This is a genomic window from Ensifer sp. ENS06, assembly GCF_014852205.1.
GTDB lineage: Bacteria > Pseudomonadota > Alphaproteobacteria > Rhizobiales > Rhizobiaceae > Ensifer > Ensifer adhaerens.
In genome coordinates this window covers 289,720-304,766 of sequence record NZ_JACVBC010000006.1, presented here as the reverse complement: position 1 = coordinate 304,766, position 15,047 = coordinate 289,720, and the positions used below count along the sequence as shown (strand labels likewise).

General features: G+C 63.3%; 16 protein-coding genes. 12 read left to right on the top strand and 4 right to left on the bottom strand.

The genetic code is table 11. The features are described 5' to 3' along the window. Window positions 1–30 precede the first annotated feature (30 nt). The 9 genes from IB279_RS22445 to IB279_RS22405 all read left to right on the top strand — a co-directional run bounded on the left by IB279_RS22445 (window position 31) and on the right by IB279_RS22405 (window position 7,938). Window positions 31–699, top strand: coding sequence for an amino acid ABC transporter permease (locus tag IB279_RS22445; protein ID WP_034798866.1), 669 nt, complete (start codon window positions 31–33; stop codon window positions 697–699). Next, complete coding sequence (locus IB279_RS22440; RefSeq protein WP_034798864.1) at window positions 696–1,343, top strand: amino acid ABC transporter permease; 648 nt, start codon at window positions 696–698, stop codon at window positions 1,341–1,343. Before IB279_RS22445 ends, IB279_RS22440 begins: the two co-directional genes overlap by 4 nt. A gap of 73 nt (window positions 1,344–1,416) precedes the next feature. Further along, on the top strand, window positions 1,417–2,496 hold the full coding sequence (locus tag IB279_RS22435; RefSeq protein ID WP_192339817.1) for a PotD/PotF family extracellular solute-binding protein: 1,080 nt from the start codon (window positions 1,417–1,419) through the stop codon (window positions 2,494–2,496). 121 nt (window positions 2,497–2,617) lie between these two features. After that, window positions 2,618–3,655: an ABC transporter ATP-binding protein gene (locus IB279_RS22430; protein WP_060520343.1), complete on the top strand. Its 1,038-nt coding sequence runs from the start codon at window positions 2,618–2,620 to the stop codon at window positions 3,653–3,655. Further along, window positions 3,652–4,506 carry an ABC transporter permease gene (locus IB279_RS22425; RefSeq protein WP_192339815.1) on the top strand — a complete coding sequence of 285 codons (855 nt, stop codon included), beginning with the start codon at window positions 3,652–3,654 and terminating at the stop codon, window positions 4,504–4,506. The genes IB279_RS22430 and IB279_RS22425 overlap by 4 nt, the downstream gene beginning before the upstream one ends. Beyond that, window positions 4,503–5,303 carry an ABC transporter permease gene (locus tag IB279_RS22420; RefSeq protein WP_034798857.1) on the top strand — a complete coding sequence of 267 codons (801 nt, stop codon included), beginning with the start codon at window positions 4,503–4,505 and terminating at the stop codon, window positions 5,301–5,303. Before IB279_RS22425 ends, IB279_RS22420 begins: the two co-directional genes overlap by 4 nt. Beyond that, entirely contained in the window at window positions 5,300–6,079 is a 780-nt protein-coding gene (locus tag IB279_RS22415; RefSeq protein WP_034798855.1) for a carbon-nitrogen hydrolase family protein, read from the top strand. The genes IB279_RS22420 and IB279_RS22415 overlap by 4 nt, the downstream gene beginning before the upstream one ends. A 159-nt stretch (window positions 6,080–6,238) precedes the next feature. Further along, the gene (locus IB279_RS22410; protein ID WP_060583000.1) at window positions 6,239–7,192 is read left to right on the top strand and encodes a ring-cleaving dioxygenase; all 954 of its coding nucleotides are present in this window, start codon (window positions 6,239–6,241) and stop codon (window positions 7,190–7,192) included. 182 nt (window positions 7,193–7,374) lie between these two features. Beyond that, window positions 7,375–7,938 carry an NADPH-dependent FMN reductase gene (locus IB279_RS22405; protein WP_060520347.1) on the top strand — a complete coding sequence of 188 codons (564 nt, stop codon included), beginning with the start codon at window positions 7,375–7,377 and terminating at the stop codon, window positions 7,936–7,938. A 148-nt stretch (window positions 7,939–8,086) separates the two neighbouring features. Here the strand turns inward: IB279_RS22405 and IB279_RS22400 are convergent, their stop codons facing one another. Both IB279_RS22400 and IB279_RS22395 read right to left on the bottom strand, forming a co-directional pair. Then, window positions 8,087–9,643 (bottom strand): VOC family protein, encoded by a 1,557-nt coding sequence (locus tag IB279_RS22400; protein ID WP_060583001.1) that lies wholly within the window; start codon window positions 9,641–9,643, stop codon window positions 8,087–8,089. A gap of 92 nt (window positions 9,644–9,735) precedes the next feature. Further along, window positions 9,736–10,593, bottom strand: coding sequence for an SDR family NAD(P)-dependent oxidoreductase (locus tag IB279_RS22395; RefSeq protein WP_112771945.1), 858 nt, complete (start codon window positions 10,591–10,593; stop codon window positions 9,736–9,738). Window positions 10,594–10,782: 189 nt separating this feature from the next. Between IB279_RS22395 and IB279_RS22390 the strand changes: the two genes are divergently transcribed. After that, window positions 10,783–11,538 carry a Crp/Fnr family transcriptional regulator gene (locus tag IB279_RS22390; RefSeq protein WP_034798848.1) on the top strand — a complete coding sequence of 252 codons (756 nt, stop codon included), beginning with the start codon at window positions 10,783–10,785 and terminating at the stop codon, window positions 11,536–11,538. Between the two features lie 62 nt (window positions 11,539–11,600). On the opposite strand, the gene IB279_RS22385 is transcribed toward IB279_RS22390, so the two are convergent. Beyond that, window positions 11,601–12,113, bottom strand: coding sequence for a Dps family protein (locus tag IB279_RS22385; protein WP_060583003.1), 513 nt, complete (start codon window positions 12,111–12,113; stop codon window positions 11,601–11,603). Between the two features lie 266 nt (window positions 12,114–12,379). Between IB279_RS22385 and IB279_RS22380 the strand changes: the two genes are divergently transcribed. Beyond that, on the top strand, window positions 12,380–12,766 hold the full coding sequence (locus tag IB279_RS22380) for a response regulator (protein WP_034798951.1): 387 nt from the start codon (window positions 12,380–12,382) through the stop codon (window positions 12,764–12,766). Between the two features lie 28 nt (window positions 12,767–12,794). Here the strand turns inward: IB279_RS22380 and cysQ are convergent, their stop codons facing one another. Then, complete coding sequence (gene cysQ / locus IB279_RS22375) at window positions 12,795–13,571, bottom strand: 3'(2'),5'-bisphosphate nucleotidase CysQ (RefSeq protein WP_034798846.1); 777 nt, start codon at window positions 13,569–13,571, stop codon at window positions 12,795–12,797. A gap of 215 nt (window positions 13,572–13,786) precedes the next feature. Here cysQ and IB279_RS22370 point away from each other — a divergent pair, with 215 nt between their 5' ends. After that, window positions 13,787–15,037, top strand: a complete 1,251-nt coding sequence (locus IB279_RS22370) for a sarcosine oxidase subunit beta family protein (RefSeq protein WP_112771985.1) — start codon at window positions 13,787–13,789, stop codon at window positions 15,035–15,037. The last annotated feature ends 10 nt before the right edge of the window (window positions 15,038–15,047 follow it).

Sequence of the window (15,047 nt, the reverse complement as noted above, 5' to 3'; positions counted from 1 at the left end):
TCGCGGCCCGCTTGAGGAAAGGTTGCGACGATGGGCTACGGCCTCAGCTTCGGTTGGCTCAAGGACGCCGCGGGCGCAATCGCCCATGGCGCGGCCATGACCGTGTTCCTGATCGCCTGCACCACGGTGCTCGGCATCCTGATCAGCATTCTCTTCGCCGCCGCCCGCCGCAGCCGCTATGGCGTCTTGCGCAAGGCGGTGGCCGTCTATGTCGAAGTCGTCAGGAACACGCCGTTCCTGGTGCAGCTGTTCTTCATCTATTTCGGCCTGCCGAGCCTCGGCATCCGGCTCGACCCGATCGTCGCGGCAATCGTCGCCATGACGCTGAATATGGCGGCCTATACGACCGAGATCGTCGGTGCGGGTCTCGATGCTGTGCCGAAGGGGCAGAGCGAGGCGGCGTTTGCGCTCGGGCTTAAGCCCCGCCAGGTCTTCGTCAAGATCATCCTGCCGCAGGCGCTGAAGGTGATTTTCCCGGCGCTCACCAGCCAGGTGATCATCATGATGCTGGAATCGGCGGTCGTCTCGCAGATCGCGGTGCGGGAGTTGGCGCATGAGGCGGACCTGCTGCAGGCGCGCACTTTCCGCTCATTCGAGACCTATTTCGTCGTCACGCTGATCTATCTCGGCCTGTCGATGGCGCTTCGGCGGCTGTTCGTCGCCGGCGGGCGCCGCGTGCTTGGAGCGGGCGTGTCATGATCGAGTTCACCTTCTGGGACATCCTGCGCAACCTGATCTTCGCTACGCGGTGGACGATCCTGCTGTCGATCGTCGCTTTTGCCGGCGGCGCAGCAGTGGGGCTTGCCGTCCTTGCAGCGCGCATTTCCGAGCGCCGTTGGGCGCGGCGCTTCGGCTCCGGCTACATCGCGCTCTTCCAGGGAACACCGCTCCTGATGCAGCTGTTCCTGATGTTCTTCGGCCTGCCGATGCTCGGTTTCCGCATCGAGCCGTGGACGGCGGCAGCCCTCGGATTGACCTTCTATGCCAGTGCCTATCTCGCCGAGATCTGGCGTGGCGGGGTCGAGGCACTGCCGCGCGGGCAGTGGGATGCCGGCGCGAGCCTCGGGCTGCACCGGTTGCAGGAACTGCGGCTCGTCATCCTGCCGCAGGCCTTCGCCATCACCCGGCCGGCCGCCGTCGGCTTCCTCGTGCAGCTCATCAAGAGCACGGCGCTGACCTCGATCATCGGCTTCGAAGAGCTTCTCAGAACCGCGAATGCGATCAATAATGCAACCTTCGAACCTTTCACGGTCTATGGGCTGGTCGCGGTGATCTTCTTCGTGCTGTGTTATCCGCTGACACAATATTCGCGCATGCTGGAGCGCAAAACAGCCGCGCACTGAGACTGAAAATGTGCAAGAAATCAAACAGAACAGGGAACAAGGCGGATCACCGCCGAAACAAAGGAGAACGCGAATGATCACCACTTCCATCAAGCGCCGCACGCTGCTCGGCGCCGGCCTTGCCGGTGCCTCCATGCTGGCGATGCCGTCGATCCTGCGCGCGCAGGACAAGTCGCTGAAGGTCGGCGTCTATGGCGGCTACTTCAAGGATTCGTTCGACAAGAACATCTTCCCGGAATTCACCAAAGCGACCGGCATTGCCGTCGAGTCGATCGCGGAACCGACCGGTGAAGCCTGGCTCGTCCAGCTCGAACAGGCCGCCCGCGCCGGCCAGGCCCCAGCCGACGTTTCGATGATGTCGCAGGTCGCGATGCTGAAGGGCCAGTCGACCGATCTCTGGACGCCGCTCGATACCGCCAAGATCAAGAATGCCTCGAACCTGCTTGATCGCTTCGTCAACAAGTATCCGGACGGACGCATTGCCGGCATCGGCGCTGTTTCCTGGTACATCACGCTGGTGACCAACACCGACGTCTACAAGGAAGCGCCGACCTCCTGGACCGCCTTCTGGGATCCGGCGAACGCCGACAAGCTCGGCCTGCTCGCGCTCGTCTCCAACTCGTTCCTGCTCGAAGTGACGGCCAAGACGTTCTTCGGCGGCACCAATGCGCTCGACACCGAAGAAGGCCTTCTCAAGGTGTTCGACAAGCTTGCCGAAGTGAAGCCCAACGTTCGCCTGTGGTACCGCGACGAGGCGCAGTTCGAGCAGTCGCTGAAGTCGGGCGAAATCCCGATGGGCCAGTACTATCACGACGTCACCGGCCTTGCTGCTGCCGACGGTCACCCGGTCCGCTCCACCTTCCCGAAGGAAGGCGGCATTCAGGATTCCGGTTGCTGGGCGCTGTCGCGTGCCTCGCAGAAGTCCGAAGAAGCCCATATCTTCATCGACTACATGTGCCAACCCTCGATCCAGGCGACGCTGTCGCGCAAGGTCGGAACGTCTCCGACCGTCAAGCGCGAGGTTACGGATCTGACCGACAAGGAATTCGCAGCCGTCTCGTCGGATATCGAGCCGATCATTCCGCGCTACGATCTCTACCAGACCAAGTCGGATTGGCTGAACCAGAAGTGGACCGAGCTGATCGTCGGCTGATCCGGCCTGCTCCCCGGCCTCCGGGGAGAGCCACAAGCATAACGACGGGGAGGGGCCTTGCAGCCGCTCCCCGCCTGAAACCCTCCCATGAGGCGGAGGGGACCATCCTCGCGGAGAAACAATGTCCGGACTTGCCCTTCAAAACGTCGTCAAGGAATTCGGAGCCTTCAGGGCCGTCAACAATGTCGATCTGACGGTGCCGCACGGCACCTTCGTCTGCATGCTCGGACCATCTGGCTGCGGCAAGACCACGCTGCTGCGCATGATCGCCGGGCTTGATCTGCCGACCGGCGGCGCGATCCGGCTCGACGGCGAGGACATCACCCGGGTTCCGACGCACAAGCGCAACCTAGGCATGGTGTTCCAGTCGCTGGCGCTGTTTCCGCACCTGACCGTCGGCGAAAACATCGCCTATCCCCTGCGCATCCGCGGTGCGGCAAAAGAAGACCAGAAGAAGCGCGTCGACGAGCTTCTGTCGATGATCCATCTCTCGGGCTATGCCGACCGGCCGGTCGCCAAGCTGTCCGGCGGCCAGCGCCAGCGCGTGGCGATTGCCCGCGCCCTGTCGATCTCGCCGAAACTGTTCCTGCTCGACGAACCGCTTTCGGCACTCGACGCGAAGCTGCGCGAGGCGATGCAGGTAGAACTGCGCCAGTTGCAGCAGAAGCTGGGCATCACCACCATCGTCGTTACCCACGACCAGCGCGAAGCGATGACCATGGCCGACACCGTCGTCGTCATGAGCGGCGGCGAGATCCGCCAGGCTGCGTCGCCGATCGAAATCTATCGCCGCCCGGCCGACAGCTTCGTCGCCGACTTCATCGGCCAGACCAACCTGCTCGACGTTCAGGCCGACAGTGCCGGCCGCGCGGAAGTGCTCGGTCATGTCGTCCCCGGCCTCGCCCTGCCTGCGGGCGCCAACAAGGGTACGCTGTCGGTTCGCCCGGAAGACGTGCACCTGACGGCGCCCGGCGCCGGGGCGCTCACCGGCAAGGTCACCTTCGTGCGCGATCTCGGCGGCACGATCGAAACCTTCGTCGATATCGCGGGACACCAGATTGTCGCCGTCTCGACGCCGCGCGCCCGGCCCGACGTTTCCGTCGGCCAGGAGGTCGGCATCGCGCTCACACCCGATGTCTGCGTGGTGCTGAAGAAATGAGACGCGAACCGCCCCAAACCTTTGGTGACTACCTGCCGCTCCTCTTTCCGGCGGCCATGCTGACAATCTTCTTCGTCGTGCCCTTCGGCACGATGATCGCCGTCAGCTTCTTCCAGCGCCAGCAGGGCGGCTTCTATACGCCGGCCTTCGTCTTCGACAATTACGCCCGCTTCCTCTCGGTCTTTTTCGGCGGTGTGCTCGGCTTTTCGCTGATGCTCGCCGTCATCGTGGCGATCTGCTGCGTCGTGCTCGCCTTGCCCTTCACGTACATTCTGACGCGCATGGCGCGGAAGGTACAGGTCGTGTGGCTGGTGGCGCTCCTGTCGATCCTGTCGCTCTCGGAAGTCATCATCGGCTTTGCCTGGTCGACGCTGTTTTCGCGCACCGCAGGGATCACCAACATCCTCGTTGCGCTCGGCATCATGGAGCAGGCCAAGGCCTTGACGCCGAGCTTCGGCGCGGTCTTGACCGGCATGGTCTATCAGGCCTTCCCCTATACGGTGCTGGTGCTTTTCCCGGCGCTCGTGCGCCTCGATCCGACGCTGACGGAAGCCGCCCGCACACTCGGCGCATCACCGCTCAAGGCCTTCTTCACCGTGGTCGTGCCGGCGTTGCGCAACACGATCACCGCCACCTTGATCATGGTCTTCATCTTCGCGCTCGGCTCCTATCTGTTGCCGCAGCTTCTCGGCCGGCCGCAGCACTGGACGCTGTCGGTGCTGATCACCGACCAGGCGATCTACCAGTCGAACATGCCGTTTGCCGCCGCCATGGCCGTGTTCCTCGTGCTGGTCACGCTCGGGCTCGTGGCGCTCACCGTGATTGCCGGACGCAAGGGAGAAGCGGCATGACCTCGATCTTCCGCAAGGCCTACTTCTTCCTGATCGGCCTGTTCCTGTCGCTGCCGCTGATCGTCGTTGCCGGCGTCTCGGTCAACCAGAAGCAGACGCTCGCCTTTCCGCCGCAGGGCTTTTCGCTCTCCTGGTATGGCGAGATCTTCCTCAATCCGGAATGGCGCAACGCCCTTTTTGCCTCGGTGACGCTGGCCGTGCTTTCGGCGGCGCTTGCGGTGGCGATCGCGCTGCCGCTCTCCTGGTTCCTGTGGCGGCGGATCGCGCCGTGGGCGAACATTTTCCAGCTTCTCGGTGTCGCGCCGTTCACGCTGCCGCCTGTCATCACCGCGCTCGGCATGCTCACCTTCTGGGCGACGGTCGGTTTCTACGGCCAGCCGTGGACGGCCGTCGTCAGCCACGCAATCTTCTTCGTGACGCTGCCGCTGGTGACGTTGTCGCTCGGTTTCACCTCGATCGACCGCTCGCTGGTCGAGGCCGCCTCGACCATGGGGGCGGATGAGCGCACGATCTTCCGCACCGTCGTGCTGCCGCTGATTCTGCCCTATATCGTGTCGGGCTACGCCTTCGCCTTCGTGCTGTCGCTCAACGAATACATCGTTGCCTACATGACGGTCGGCTTCACGGTGGAAACGCTGCCGATCAAGATCTTCAATGCGCTGCGCTACGGCTATACGCCGACCATGGCGTCGGTGACGGTACTCTTCGTCACGACCGCCGCGGTGATCTTCAGCCTCGTCGCCCGTTTCGGCGACCTGCCGAAGCTGCTTGGCGCCATGTCGTCGGATGGAAAATGATGAAACTCGCCGCCCTCCAGATGCAATCGGCGGCGGGTGACGTTGCCGCCAATCTTGACCGCATTGCCCGTGCCGCGGCGGAAGCTGCAGGACAAGGGGCGACGCTGCTTTTGACGCCCGAACTCGGCGTCACCGGCTATGGCGCCGGCGAGGCGTTGACAGCGCTCGCCGAGGCGCCGGATGGCGCGATCGTTCAGCGCCTCAAGGCGATTTCCGCTGAGACGGGCATTGCGCTCATCGCCGGCTTTGCCGAGCGCGACGGCGACGACGTCTATAACAGCGCCGTCTATGTCGATGGCGATGCCGCGCCGGTCGTCTACCGCAAGTCCCATCTCTACGGCGACTATGAGCGTTCGATCTTCCGCGCGCCGGAGCCGTCGACGCGGCTCTTCACACATCGTGGCGTCACCTGCGGCATGCTGATCTGCTACGACGTCGAGTTTCCGGAGAATGTGCGGCGGCTGGCGCTCGCCGGCGCCGAGGCCGTGCTGGTGCCGACGGCGCTGCCGGCGGGCTGGTCCGGCGATTTCATCGCCGAGCACATGATCCAGACGCGCGCCTTCGAGAACCAGGTGTTCGTCGCCTACATCAACCATTGTGGTTCGGACCCGCTGTTCTCCTTCGCCGGGCTGTCGCGCATTGCAGCACCCGACGGGCAGTTGCTCGCCAAGGCGGGGTCTGGGCAGGAAGCCGTGCTCCTCGTCGACATCGACCCCAAGGCCTACGCAATCTCCCGCCTTGAAAACACCTATCTCGGCGATCTCAATCGCCGCTGAGCGCGCCTCGATCGCCGTTGCGCCTCAGCGATGGCAGCGCGGACGGGCCGTTTGTTGTTCACCTGAGGAGAACGTTCTGTTCTCTATTGGTCTACTGTCGGAAACGATGCGGCATCCCATATTGGGCTCAACAGCAATGCCAACGCATTGGAGGCAATCATGAGCTTGCAACTGACTGGGATCCATCACCTGACGGCGATCACCGCCAACGCACCGGAAAACCTGCGCTTCTACACCGAGACGCTCGGGCTGCGGCTGGTCAAGAAAACCGTCAACCAGGACGACACCACCGCCTATCACCTCTTCTATGCCGACGGGCGCGCCACGCCCGGCACGGACTTGACCTTCTTCGACTGGCCGGTCGGGCCGGAAGGGCGCGGCACGCACAGCATTTCGCGCACGGGTCTGAGGGTCGGCAGCGCCGAAACCGTTCGCTGGTGGAAGGACCGCTTCGACGAACTCAAGGTCACGAGTGGAGAGGTCACGGAGATCGATGGCCGCACCGCGCTTGATTTCGAGGATGGCGAAGGCCAACGTTTCCGGCTGGTCGACGACGGCGGGCTTGCGCCCTCACACCCCTGGGAAAAGAGCCCGGTGCCGGCCGAGCGCCAGATCAAGGGCCTCGGACCGATCACCATCAGCGTGCCTGACATCACCAACACCGAACTCGTCCTGACGCATGTGATGAACATGAGCAAGGCCCGCACCTATCCGTCGCCGGACGGCGAGGGGGAAGTCAACGTCTTCACCATGGGCGAGGGCGGTCCTGCGGCCGAACTGCACGTGGCCGTCCAACCGGGATTGCCGATCGCGCGTCAGGGCGCCGGTGCCGTGCACCACGTCGCCTTCCGGGCGCCTGATAATGCGGCGCTGACGGAGTGGACGGAACGGCTTAACGGCTTCCGTCTGCCGTCGAGCGGCGAGGTCGAGCGCTATTATTTCCGCTCGCTCTATTTCCGCGAGCCGAACGGCGTCCTCTTCGAGATCGCGACCGATGGTCCCGGTTTTGCCGTCGACGAGCCGATGGAAACGCTCGGTGAGAGCCTGTCTCTGCCGCCGTTCCTGGAGCCGAAGCGCGCGCAGATCGAGGCCCGGCTGAAGCCGCTCGTCTAACGGTCTGATCCCAACGAAAAGCCGGGGCTCGTCCCCGGCTTTTTTGTCTCTATCCCTCTGATCCCGTTGGACATCGGTTCCGCGCGGACCCATCATGACAGCTGTTGCGTTGCCTATGTCGATGGCATCCCGCCTCGCGCTTCGAGGCGCGCCCGCAAGGACTTGGAAAAGGACCAGACCTCATGACAAAAATCCTCGGCATTTCCGGGAGCCTGCGCAAGGCGTCGTTCAACACCGGCCTGATGCGGGCGGCCGCGGAAAACCCGCCTGGTGGCGTCGAATTCGACACCGCGACGCTGCACGGAATTCCGCTCTATGACGGCGATGTCGAAAAGGAGAGCGGCATTCCGGACGCCGTGACGGCGCTGAAGCAAAAGGTGATGGCTGCCGACGGCGTCATCCTGTTCACGCCGGAATACAACAACTCCATCCCCGGCGTGTTCAAGAACGCGATCGACTGGATGAGCCGGCCTTCCGCCGATATCGCCAAGGTGTTTCGCGGTCGGCCCTTTGCGCTTGCCGGCAGCTCGCCCGGCAATTTCGGCACCATTCTCAGCCAGAACGCCTGGCTGCCCGTCATGCGCACGCTCGGCGCCGAGCTCTGGTCCGGCAAGCGCCTGATGCTGCCCAAGGCGGATACGCTTTTCGATGAGGCGGGGACGCTGACGGACACGGACGCCCGCGACCGGCTCGCCGCCTTCGTCAAGGCATTTGCGGATTTTGCCGGCGCTGAGGGAGCGCGGTAGTCTGCCGACACAGTGAGGCGCTAAGGCTGCCCCGGACATCGCGGACAGGACTGGGTATGGATGCTCGGGCAAAGCCCAAGCATGAGGGTGAGGGAGCGAGCGCTGTTGGATTTCTCGAAAGCATTCGCCGAAACGACCTCAGAAACGCTTAGAGGCCCTTATCCTGCAGCCATTGCTGGATAGCCGCGATATCTGGCGCGCCGATCTCGTGGCCCATGTCGAGGTCGACCGCGGTCAGATCCGCGCGCGTGCGGACGAGCTCTTCCCTGAGGCGTGGAGCGAAGTCGCCGTAGCTGTCGTGCTTGCCGGTCAGGAGCAGCACCTTCGTACCCGAGAGATCCGGCGGCGGCACGTCGTCGAGGACGAGCATTGAGCGCATCAGTACGACATTGCGCACGAGCCCCGGATACAACAGCATCAGGGCCACCAGAAGATTGGCGCCGTTGGAGTAGCCGATGAAAACCGTCTTCTCCAGATCGATGCGGTAGCCGTCGCGGGCACCCTCGACGAAGGCAGCAAAGGCCTCGGCTTCCGACCGCACGTCCTTCTGGTCGAAGGTCGTCGGCGAATAGCGCCGGAACCAGCGCGGCGTTCCCTCCTCGTTCGACCGGCCGCGAATGCCGACAAGCGTCGCCTGCCTGTCGACCTGATGGGCGAGGTGGAGAAGCTGCGTTTCGTTGGCGCCGCTGCCGTGCAAGAGCATGAAGGTGCGGTCATCCAGCACGCCAGGGTGATAGAAGCGGTGCACGAAGGGCAGGTCGCGCTCGGTCAGCCGCGGTTCTCCCGGCAGGGCGAACTGCGGCATGGCCAGCAGCATTTCTTCGCGCGCGGCGCTGAAATGCGCCGGCACGAAGAGTTCGGTGCCGAGTGTTTCCTTCGGTTCGTCGACGGTGAAGCCGGGCACGTCGCTGGCCAGTTCGTAGAGCGACCCACCGGGTTCGCGGACGTAGAGCGAATAGAAGTATTTGCGGTCATGCGCATTGATCGCGCCCGCGCCATCCCGTTGCAGGTCCTCGTGCACCCGTTCCACGGCGGCTCGGTCGGGCGCGCGGAAGGCGATGTGATCGATCGTTCCGGTTCCGGGGGCAGACGTCCAGAAGCCGCTTGCATTGCGCACGTCGATGGTGTCGCCGGAGGCGGAGGTGAGCCGCCGGATCGCGTCGGTTGCGCCGGTTTCCGTATAACCGAAATGGGACGTCAGGAAGCGAACGGAATCCTCCGGCTTTTCCGTGAGGATCGTGGCGCCACGCAGGCGGCGGATGGCGTCTTCCGCCGGGATATCGCGCGGGCTCCAGGGGGCCGCACCCGAAACCAACTCGGTGCCGACGAGCTTGACGATGACACCGTCCGGATCCTTGAGCCGCAGCACCGGCTCACCGAACTCCTGCGCTGGCCCTGACGTGGCGATGTTGAACTGCAGCGCGCGGGTCAGCCAGAAGCCGATACTCTCCGGCCGGATGGCAAACGCGATTTCGCTCGGCTGGCCATGGCCCACGCGGCCGCGGCCGCCGTCTTCCCACATCAGGAAGGTCACGAGCGAACCCGGCGAACCCTCGGCGTCGCCGTAAAAAAGGTGCAGCTGGTTGGCGTCCTCATAGCCGCCCGTCCGCTTGACCAGGCGCAAGCCAAGAAAGCCGACATAGAAGTCGACGTTTGCCTGGACCTTCCGGGCAATCAGGGTGATGTGATGGATGCCGCTCGTCATTCTTAGTCCCTCATTATCGTCGTCCCACAAAACACGATGTGTCCCGCCAGCACCAGAAGGGTCGCCGAGAACGCAGTGTCAACGTAGGAGGATCAATCGCCATCCCTGTCGAGGAACGCCTTGAAGGCATCCGCATATTTCGGATGCCAGCGCGACAACGGCGGCCGGTTCGCGACGATGTCGCCGGCGGCCCAGAGGATACGCCGTTCGTCGGTCGCGCGTGGCACGTCGTTATCAGGGCAGAGGATGTAGAAATCCCCGCGCGCCAGGCTCTCCATCATGAAGCCGACCGTCTGTTCCGACGTCCAGGCGCCGGCGGGCTTTTCCGTGCGGCCGCCAGCCGTCAGCCCGGTGTAGACGAAACCGGGGATCAGCAGGTGCGCGTGGACCTGGCTTCCGGCGGTGTTGCGCAGCTCGTGCTCCAGCGCCTCGGTAAAGACCTTCACGGCCGCCTTGGAGACGTTGTAGGCCGGGTCGCCGGGCGGCGTGGTGATGCCCTGTTTCGAGCCAGTGTTAATGATGACGGCCGGTTTGCCGTGGGCGATCATCCGGGATGCAAAGACGCGCGAACCGTTGATGACGCCCCAGAGATTGACCCCGAGCGTCGCCTCCCAGGCGGCCAAGGGGCCGAGGATCGCGCTGCCGGGCTGAATGCCGGCATTGTTCATGAGCACATGCACGTCGCCGAGCCGCTGATGAACCTCCCGCTCAAGCGCTTCCAGCGTGTCGAGCCGCGAGACGTCTGTCGCGATGGCCGTGACGTGCCGCGCCCCGCCGGGCGAGGCGGCTGCGACTTCGGCGGCCGCCTTCTCCAGCTTGTCGCCCGCGAGGTCGGTGAGCACGACGTACATGCCGAGCGTCGCGAAGTGTCTGGCAGCCGCAAGGCCGATGCCGGAAGCAGCACCGGTAACGACGGCGACATTGCCGGGGGCGAAGGCAGGGTGGGACATAGTGAAGCTCCTGTGGCGGGGTCGAGTGCAAGAGATAGGGCGCCAAGGGCTGGCTGTCCATGATCATGGCAACGATGGCGCTTCGGAAAACCAAGTGTTTTCAGGGTTGTATCTTGTCACCTGCGATGCCGGCGCTACTTGCAGTTTTGGACGCAAAAGCCTGAACGAACGCATGCGGTGGATGGAACGATGAACGAAATGACAGCCCGCAACGAAAAGCGCACCCCTTGCGAAAGCTGTCCCTTGCGCAAGCTCGATCATTTTCGTGCCTTTACCGGCGAAGAACTTGCCTTCGTTTCGCAGTTCAAGACTGGCGAACTGGCGGTCGATGGTGGCGCGACCATACTCGTCGAAGGCGCGCACAGTGCGCACCTTTTCACCGTGCTTTCCGGCTGGGGCTTCCGCTACAAGATGCTCGATGACGGCCGCCGCCAGATCCTCAACTATGTGATGCCCGGCGATCTGATCGGACTGCAGGGCAGCCTGATGGGGGAGATGCAGCATTCGATCGAAGCGCTGTCGCCCGTCACTCTCTGCGTCTTCGAGCGCGGCAAGCTCAACCGTCTGTTCGAGAACTACCCTGAGCTTGCCTATGATCTCACGTGGATCGCTGCACGCGAGGAGCGCATTCTGGATGAAAACCTCTTGAGCATCGGCCGCCGATCCGCGCTGGAGCGGGCGGCCTATCTCATCGCCTTCCTCTATCAGCGGGCGGAGGTGCTCGACCTCTTCAGCAACAGCCGCGTCGCCATTCCGATCAGCCAGCAGCATGTGGCCGACACGCTGGGTCTTTCGATCGTTCACACCAACAAGACTTTGAAGAAACTTGCCGAACGGGGCCTGATCCGCTGGGCGGAGAAGGGCTGCAATGTCCGCGACATCGACGGCCTGCTTGCGGTTTCAGGCTGGGAAGGGCTCCGCGAACCCAAGCGGCCGTTCATCTGACGTGCCCAGTCGAAGCCGATCGATGCGGCGCCGGGGCCGCATCGATGTCAAGGTGGGGGAGATCAGGCGGCAACGATCGCCCGCAGCATCCACAGAGCCTTTTCATGGAAGTTGAGGCGATCGGTCAGCATGTCCGTCGTGACCAGGTCGCCGTTTTCATCGGCCTTGGTGCCGGCCTCGCGTATGCGCCGCGCCGCCGCTTCGTGATCGGTGATCAGGTCTGCCACCATCTCGGCCGCCGTCGTGTGGTTGACCGAGGCGGCGCTGGGGGCGAAGGTTTTTGCTTCGGCGAGCTTCGCCGGCGCCAGGTGGCCAAGAGCGCGAATGCGCTCGGCAATGATGTCGGTTGCCTTGAACAGCGCGTTGTAGTGCTCTTCGGTCAGTTCGTGCAGCGGCTTGAACAGGGGCCCGACCACGTTCCAGTGGTAGATGTGGCTCTTGATCACCAGCTTGTAGGTATCGGCAAGGATATCGGAAAGCGCGGTTGCCATCTGCTGGCGATAGGCCTTCGTCAGGCCGATGTCGAATTCTTCGTCCCTGACCTTGGGCTTCAGCACGGCGGCAGTCTGTTTCATTCTTCTGCTCCAGTTCTGTCTTGGAATGTCGAGCGGAGGCGGCCGAGGGCCACGCCGCATGAACTGAACGCCGCGATGAAAGGGTTGTTCCCGATCCCGTCATGACGCTCACATGTCTTTTTTAAATGCCAGGTCAGGCCATTGGAGCCTAAGCTCAGTCGTTGCCGTTGCCTCAGTGGAGGTTCCGGGACTCTGGACGGCATTCCGCCTGGAAATGCGCCTGCAGCGACGATGACTGCCGTCGCTGTGCGTGAAAAATGGAGTGCATTGACATGGCCGAGCTTTCACCGTCCGTCCGGACGGTCCTCGTTCTCGAGGACAACTTCATCATCGCCATGGACGTCGAGGAAATCCTCGCTTCTCTCGGAATATTGCAGGTTACGATCGCCGGAAATGCGAACCAGGCATTGGAGCTGCTGGCGCTCCAGGCCTTCGATTTCGCGATCCTCGACGTCAATCTCGGCGATCACACGAGTTTCGTGGTTGCCGATGCCATGCTTGCCCGCGGAATGCCGTTCGGCTTCACCAGCGGCTACGGCGATGCCGAGCACTTCCCGACCTATCTCAGGCACGTTCCGCGGATCGACAAACCGTTCAACGAGAAATCGATCGGCCAGCTGATCGCCGCTGGGATCCAGACGAGAGAGGCTTAGGAATCGGCTCAGCCCTTGCGCGACCTGCTCAGGGCTTGCCGCGCGATACGAACCAGGGATTGGCGAAGTCGCTGTCGTCCTTCTGGTTGCGCTTGCCGTAGGTGAGTGGCGTGCCATCCATCGTCAGCGTTTCGCCACCGGCGGCCCTCAGGATCGCGTCGCCAGCGGCGGTGTCCCATTCCATCGTCCGGCTGAAGCGGGGATAGACGTCGGCCACGCCTTCGGCGAGCAGGCAGAATTTCAAGGACGAGCCGACCGTCCGGTAATCGGCGATGCCGTGTTTTTCGAGGTAGTCGATCGTCTCGGCGCTGTTGTGCCAGCGGCTGGCGAGCCCCACCATGCGATCCCCGCAGCTGCGGCAGCCGATGATCGTTTCTTCGGTCAGGCGAAAGCTGCCATCAATAACCGACTTTACCGCCTTGCCATGGTGTGCCGCATAGAGGATTCCAAGCGCCGGGGCGTAGACGACGCCCGCGACGGGCGCGCCGTTTTCGATCAGCGCGATGTTGACGGTGAAGTCGTCGTTGCGGCTGATGAATTCCTTGGTGCCGTCGAGCGGATCGACAAGGAAAAACGACTTGCCGGAAATCTCCGGCACGAAGCCGGCGGACACCGCTTCCTCGGCGACCACGGGGATGTCCGGAAAGGCGGAGGCGAGGTCTGCCAGGATGATGCGTTCGGCCGTCGTGTCGGCATCGGTGACCGGCGAGCAGTCAGGCTTGTGCGTGACCTCCGGCCCGGCATTGTAGATGTCGAGAATGGCCCGACCCGCCGTTATTGCCGATTGTTGCAGTATCTCCAGCATTCGCCCTGTCTTTCGGTCCGTCATCAGGCCCATAGCATATTGAGAGGAAGATTATAGCCATGCTTTTGACATGGCAGGCGGCTCTTTACGCGTGGTCGCAACTGATCTGCGGGGCGGAGCATCTCAAGCTTTTTTGCAATTGCGAGAGGCTTTGCGTCTTTGCTTCCGCGTTCCGGCTGTGCAAATGTGCCGGCGCAACTGAACTGGATGCCTTCATGCGTTATTCCGCCTTCTCGCTTGTCAGGAACGCCCTTTCCGGAAACCTGAACTGGAAACCGCATTGGCGCCAGCCACAGCCGAAATCCCACTATGACGTGATCATCGTCGGCGGCGGCGGCCATGGGCTCTCGACCGCCTATTATCTCGCCAAGGAATTCGGCGTGAAGAACGTCGCGGTCCTGGAAAAGGGCTATCTCGGCTCGGGTAATGTCGGTCGCAACACGACGATCGTGCGCTCCAACTACATGCTGCCCGGCAACGAACCCTTCTACGAGTTCTCGATGAAGCTCTGGGAGGGGCTGGAGCAGGATCTCAACTACAATGTAATGCTGTCGCAGCGCGGCGTCATCATGCTCTACCACAGCGACGGCCAGCGCGATGCCTATGTGCGCCGCGGCAATGCCATGTGGATGGAAGGCGTGGCAGCGGAGCTCATCGAGCGTGAGCAGTTGAAGAAGATGATCCCCTTCCTCAACTACGATCACGCCCGCTATCCGATCCTCGGTGGCCTGCTGCAGCGCCGCGCCGGTACCGCGCGGCATGATGCGGTCGCTTGGGGCTATGCCCGCGGCGCCGACCAGCATGGTGTCGACATCATCGAGCATTGCGAAGTGACCGGCATTCGCCGCGAAAACGGTGTCGTCACCGGCGTCGAAACGACCAAGGGGTTCATCGGCTGCGGCAAGCTGGCGCTGGCGGCGGCCGGCAACACCTCGAGCGTCGGCGAAATGGCGGATCTGAAGCTGCCGCTGGAAAGCCATGTGCTGCAGGCCTTCGTGACCGAGGGGCTGAAGCCCTGCATCGATCACGTGATCGTCTATGGTGGCGGCCACTTCTACATCTCGCAATCGGACAAGGGCGGCCTCGTCTTCGGCGCCGAGATCGACGGCTATTCGTCCTATGCCCAGCGCGGCAATCTGGCGACCGCCGAGCACGTGATGGAGGAGGGGGTGACGATGATCCCCGGCCTGTCGCGCGTTCGGGTGCTGCGCGCCTGGGGGGGCGTCATGGACATGAGCATGGACGGCTCGCCGATCATCGACCGCACCTCGATCGACAATCTCTACTTGAACTGCGGCTGGTGCTACGGCGGTTTCAAGGCGACGCCGGCTTCCGGCTACTGCTTCGCCCACCTGATCGCCAAGAACGACACCCATCCGGTGGCGCGCGCCTTGAGGCTCGATCGCTTCGCCCGCGGCTATGCCGTCGACGAGGCCGGCGCCGGCCCGCAGCCCAACCTTCACTGACAGGACACGG